Raw genomic sequence first — 3,677 nt, forward strand, 5'->3', positions numbered from 1 at the left:
CCGCAATTCCTGGTAAAATTCTCCCGTGATTAAATAAACGAAAATTGCCACTGTCAGCGTGAAGAGAAACCGGTTGATGGGAGAAGTCAGCCGAAAAATCATTTTTTGCTTGGCGGTCATTTTTAAGGGCCTTGATTTTCACAGATATAGTTTAGTTGAAACGGCATGGGTTTCTCAGGATAGCTCGGCAGTCAATTCTCCGGTGAGAGCAGACAACTGGCCCCTCTCTTCCCTTCGAGTAAAAATTCTCGATCGAATTGGCAATTTAGTCCCAGACAAAGCCTAATCAGTTGCACTCCTCGCACCTGAAATAGAGACTGCGAGCCTGTATTTTGGAACTTTTAAAGGTATTTGCGATATTTTTTCAATCGAGCTTCTCCAATAACGGCTAGGCGCTGCACATCGGCAAGGCATTGCTCCAACTCAGCGATCGCCTGCCTTTGCCCCGCTGCCAACTCTTGCCATTGTGCCTCAGACTCTGGGGTTTTGGGGAACGCCACCAGCGCACCACTGCCGGTGCTGGCAGCGCAATCTATGGTTGCTGGACTGTGGACGTACCACCGCCTCAGCCAAGCTGAACCGATCGCTGCCACCGGCTGTAAGGCGGCGAGGCGATCTTCTAGTTTCTCGATCGATTCAGCCTGCTCTTGACACTGGCGCTGCCAAGAATTGACGGGTAAGGCTTCCAGCTGCCGATAAACTAAAGTTTGGCTCGTTATCTCGTTTGGAGGATTTTTATCATCTTTACTTTCCCCTGTCTGGGGACTGATCACTGTTTTGGTCCGTCCCACCTTTGCATCGGCCAGATTTTCCCTCACCGGCAATTTTTCTTCCGAGGGACGAGAAACTTGTTTTTCCGCTTTGAATTCGGCTTTCTGGGGGACTTCTGCCCCTGGGTTCGCCGAAGCTGCGGCCTTGCCGATCGCGGTTGCCAGTTCTTGCTCTAATTGTGCGGGAGACATTTTCCCTTCAGCAAAGGTGACAATGATTGAGTTAGCCAAGGGGTTGATGCGGACGCTGGTAACGCTTTCTAGAGCAGCGATCGCTCCCTGGAGAATATTTTGTCCTGTTAGGTTTTGGCGCAGGAAAGGGACACGCCAGCGGATTCGCCCAGGAAGTGAGCTAACCACTTGATAGGAGATTCTGGGGGTAGCATTTGTGGAAAATTCAGACGTGCCACCAAATAGCATAATAATTTAGCCAATAAGCATTGACAATAGGAACTTTATCATCTTTTACAGTAGATTTATGGCTCTTCGGTTTTTGTTATGCAATGGACGGGGGTTATAAGGGATGGAACCCTTATAGAGAAAGGCATTTAGCGATTTTTGTCAATTGTTTTTGCTCTAGAGCGAACTAATCAATTAAGTCTCTTGCCAGATAAGGGTTTAGTCGATTTATGCCCCCCTATCGAACCATACCAAGTAACGAAGAACCAGATTTATTGAGACTTCCTTGGCTGAAAGCCGAAGGGATTGCAGAGGTTTTGAAAAAGCGGGATAAATCCCCCTTACTCGCCAAGACATTGACTGCGAATTCTTTGAGCGCGATGACGCAATGCTGTCCGAAATATCCTAACCCACAGACTAAAAATTGATCTAGTTTTAAGTTGCCATTACTGAAGTTAGGAGAGTTCACATTTCCCTGCGACTAATTTTTAGTTTCTGGTAAAAACTGAATGATATGTTTTCTAAATTCGTCGGCGACTTCTTTGTCCTCTTCTAAATACTTTTCATAGCGATGGGGATCTTTTAAAATATTAATTCCCCCTTGATTAAAGTCTTTTTTTTCTGCCCATTCTCTGGCAATTTCTTCAATGGGGTCGCAACAGAGATGAAGTGCCTTCTCAACGATTAGCTCTTTCAAATGTTCGTGCATATATTCCTGGGTCATTGTCGAACTCCTCCTTGATACTTTCCTTGAGATTTTAAAGGAGGGGGCTAAGAGAATGCCCCCCTACAAAATTGCAGTGATCGAGTGGGTTTCTCGATCGGTCAATTAGGGATTAGGATTGGGATGTTTCCTCTACGGAAGGGATTTTAGTCGTATTTCTTGCCGCCGCTGTTTCCGCTTTCGCTTCTGCCACTAAATCTTGCCAAGATTGACCAGCTTCGACAAAAGTAGCTTGCAGTTTTTCACTAGCTTCCATCCCTAATTTGATACCGCTTTTGGCCGCATTGCGACCTGTATCTGTAATAGCTTTGCCGGTCTGGGGACTGGCTAAACTAACTAGGGAACCCAATACTAAAATTGCGACGACTCCAACACCGCCAACAACCAGTAATTCTTCCATAAAAACCTCCTGAATGAGTTGTTCACTATTAACTGTCTATTTTTGGCTAGTTGCCTTAGCTTTTTTAGCGGTTCTGATTTCGGCCTGTGCTTCCGCTACCAGATCGTTCCAGGATTCGCTGGCCTCAGCTAGATAGGTTTGCACGGTGTCAGCGGCTTCTGCGCCCCACTTGATTCCCTGTTTGGTCATGTCGCGCCCGGTTTCGGCGACCTTTTCCCCAGTTTCAGGGTTGCTTAAGGCCCCAATAGCGGGAGCGATCGCCAATGCCGCCAAACCAACCCCTAGGGCGAAAATCGGTTCAATACCTAATAAAAATTCCATGAGACCTCACAAATTTGCTCGATTTTGGATTTTGACTGTTAGACGTTCGCCGCATCTCGATAGGTCGTCTTCTCGCCACCGAGAGCCGGGCGCAAGCCGTTCAGTCCGGCTAAAATTGCCGAACCATTATTGATGATAATTGCTAGGAGCGGATCGAGGGCAAAGAGAACCCCCACCGCCAGCGCCCCCAGGTTAGGAATGCCCACAATTAAGGCATTTTGGTAGATAATGTCCATCACTTGCTTGCTGATCCCGATCGCATGGGTCAAGCCGCTGAGATCGTTATCCATCAGTACCATGTCGGCAGTTTCCCGAGCGATATTGCTCCCTGCGGCAAAGGAAATCGAGACATCGGCATAGGCAAGAGCGGCGGAGTCATTAATGCCATCGCCGATGAAGGCAACGGTTTTCCCTTGCGCTTTCAGTTGCTGCACCACTTCCACCTTCCGTTCTGGGAAAGCTTGGGCGTGGACCTCATCCCGGCGCATTCCTAACTCTTGTGCCACCGCATCCGCTACCTGCTGCACATCGCCGGTGAGCATATGGGTGCTGATTCCTTGCTTGTGTAACTCAGCAATTACCCCGGGGCTTTCGGTGCGGATCGGATCGGCATACATGATAACGCCAATTAGGATGCCATCCCGGGCCACATAAGCCAGAGAAACGCCTCCCGTCTTAAACTGTTCACTGGCACTAAGATCGATCCCTTCCGTTTTCATAAAGCGGCTGCTCCCCACCAGTAGCTGCCGCCCTTCGATTTGGGCGACCACTCCCAACCCAACCCGATAATCCCACTCCTCGCAGGTTTTCGTTTCCGTCCCCTGTTGTTGGGCTTGTTGGACGATGGCATGGGCGACGGGGTGGCTTAACCCCTGTTCTGCCGAGGCCGCCAGACAGAGAATTTCTGCCGGAGTAACTCCCTCGGCGGTAACTTGAATCCCACATTCCGCACCCTCAACTGTCACATAAGCTGTCCCCCTCCAGAGACTTGAGTAAAAATACTTATCTGGTGAAGATTTTCTCGGTGGCCGCTAGGGGGGTCTTGAGACCCCTAATTATGAAA

4 protein-coding genes and 2 pseudogenes are annotated in these 3,677 nt (G+C 48.9%); 1 reads left to right on the top strand and 5 read right to left on the bottom strand.

Annotation, left to right across the window (positions count from 1 at the left end; genetic code table 11):
• Positions 1–341: 341 nt before the first annotated feature.
• The gene (locus tag IQ242_RS19355; protein ID WP_193961082.1) at positions 342–1,190 is read right to left on the bottom strand and encodes an HMA2 domain-containing protein; all 849 of its coding nucleotides are present in this window, start codon (positions 1,188–1,190) and stop codon (positions 342–344) included.
• 78 nt (positions 1,191–1,268) lie between these two features.
• On the opposite strand from IQ242_RS19355, the pseudogene IQ242_RS27260 reads away from it, so the two are divergent.
• A pseudogene (locus IQ242_RS27260) lies at positions 1,269–1,448 on the top strand (hypothetical protein).
• Positions 1,449–1,650: 202 nt separating this feature from the next.
• Here IQ242_RS27260 and IQ242_RS19360 read toward each other — a convergent pair.
• The 4 genes and pseudogenes from IQ242_RS19360 to IQ242_RS19375 form a co-directional block, all read right to left on the bottom strand.
• Positions 1,651–1,893, bottom strand: a complete 243-nt coding sequence (locus IQ242_RS19360) for a hypothetical protein (protein ID WP_193961083.1) — start codon at positions 1,891–1,893, stop codon at positions 1,651–1,653.
• Positions 1,894–2,005: 112 nt separating this feature from the next.
• The gene (locus tag IQ242_RS19365) at positions 2,006–2,293 is read right to left on the bottom strand and encodes a DUF5132 domain-containing protein (RefSeq protein WP_185240544.1); all 288 of its coding nucleotides are present in this window, start codon (positions 2,291–2,293) and stop codon (positions 2,006–2,008) included.
• 36 nt (positions 2,294–2,329) lie between these two features.
• Positions 2,330–2,614 (bottom strand): hypothetical protein, encoded by a 285-nt coding sequence (locus IQ242_RS19370; protein WP_002783842.1) that lies wholly within the window; start codon positions 2,612–2,614, stop codon positions 2,330–2,332.
• Positions 2,615–2,652: 38 nt separating this feature from the next.
• Positions 2,653–3,603, bottom strand: a pseudogene (locus IQ242_RS19375) (HAD-IC family P-type ATPase); the annotation flags it as partial.
• Positions 3,604–3,677: the final 74 nt, after the last annotated feature.

The organism is Microcystis sp. LEGE 08355 (genome assembly GCF_015207185.1).
In the GTDB taxonomy this organism is placed as follows: domain Bacteria; phylum Cyanobacteriota; class Cyanobacteriia; order Cyanobacteriales; family Microcystaceae; genus Microcystis; species Microcystis panniformis.

Excerpts from the sequence above, each read along its gene's own strand:
- IQ242_RS19355 (WP_193961082.1), bottom strand. The coding sequence starts at position 1,190 with ATGCTATTTGGTGGCACGTCTGAATTTTCCACAAATGCTACCCCCAGA.
- IQ242_RS19370 (WP_002783842.1), bottom strand. The coding sequence starts at position 2,614 with ATGGAATTTTTATTAGGTATTGAACCGATTTTCGCCCTAGGGGTTGGT.
- IQ242_RS19365 (WP_185240544.1), bottom strand. The coding sequence starts at position 2,293 with ATGGAAGAATTACTGGTTGTTGGCGGTGTTGGAGTCGTCGCAATTTTA.
- IQ242_RS19360 (WP_193961083.1), bottom strand. The coding sequence starts at position 1,893 with ATGACCCAGGAATATATGCACGAACATTTGAAAGAGCTAATCGTTGAG.